This window comes from Corynebacterium sp. AOP12-C2-36 (assembly GCF_052379185.1).
Lineage (GTDB): Bacteria > Actinomycetota > Actinomycetes > Mycobacteriales > Mycobacteriaceae > Corynebacterium.
Genome location: NZ_JBQSYJ010000067.1, coordinates 1 through 996, shown reverse-complemented (window position 1 = coordinate 996; position 996 = coordinate 1). Strand labels below are relative to the sequence as shown.

The window sequence follows — 996 nt, the reverse complement described above, 5'->3', positions numbered from 1 at the left end:
TCTATATGTTGTGCCACACCGATCCCGCCCCGCCGGCAGCTACGCACTCCGAATCACGAAGAGCCGTTTTGTGTAGCCGTCCGGGAGGGCAGTAGCTGTCATACCCAACTGGAAGATCCGAATACTCGCTTTTACGATCATAGCCGTGCCTATGACCTGGTACGGGTACCAGTATAAAGCGGGAAGCGGCGTAATGGCGACGGCCATCAGCACCCTGTTCACTCTCGGAATCTCGTCGATTCTGCTACCTGGGACTGAGCCGGCACACTTTCCCGAAAGGCTAGGGCGCTATTTCACCAGAGTTGACAGTGCTTCGTCAGGTCTAAGGATGGCTTCATCTTGGAAGGCCTGCGTTCTGGTGATTGGCCCAATTGTCCCGTTACTTACTTCAATAACGCTTGCAGGATTGTTCGATCATTCGTTCTTCCCTGATCGACCGACGTGGGAACTGCACTACACGCTACTCGGTGCTCTGTGCTTGGCACTCCTGATATTTACGGTTTTGTTTATCCCGGTCGGGCTGTGGTGCACGGTGTCACAGAACCACGTCGTGTGGTCATGGACGTACTTCGGAAAAGATGTGTGGGTCAGAGAATACTCGGACGCAACGATGGTGGAGTACGCGAGTACCAACGGCAGTGCCGGCGGTCCGGTTGTGACGATCAGTTACAGCGGCGGGGAGGGCGAGCGTCCGACAGCAAAGCTGAAGTTCCGGAATCTCGTGGACTGCCCCCGCGAAGAGTTCGGCGATCTGCTGGCCGTATACCTAGGGGCCCCAGAACGTCGAGTGCCTGCCCCAACGACGGGCAACATGTTCTGGTAGTGCCCCCATCCAGCTACCCACCGTGGCCGGCATCGACAGTCCCGTTCGTCGCTCCCGTATCGGAGACTCCGGAATCTTTCAGGGTTATCAGTCCCTCAACCGAGATCCGGAACTTCGCCGCAACAGATCCCGCAAAGGAGCGCTTTCACGGCTCTTCTCGTTGTAGAGTGCGT

Annotated in this window: 1 protein-coding gene; it reads left to right on the top strand. The window is 56.9% G+C overall.

Features of this window, described 5'->3' with window-relative positions; translation table 11 throughout:
• Window positions 1-151: 151 nt before the first annotated feature.
• Entirely contained in the window at window positions 152-823 is a 672-nt protein-coding gene (locus ACT3UN_RS16480) for a hypothetical protein (RefSeq protein WP_444657662.1), read from the top strand.
• The last annotated feature ends 173 nt before the right edge of the window (window positions 824-996 follow it).

Coding starts and splice junctions, on each gene's coding strand:
- ACT3UN_RS16480 (WP_444657662.1), top strand. CDS start 152: ATGACCTGGTACGGGTACCAGTATAAAGCGGGAAGCGGCGTAATGGCG.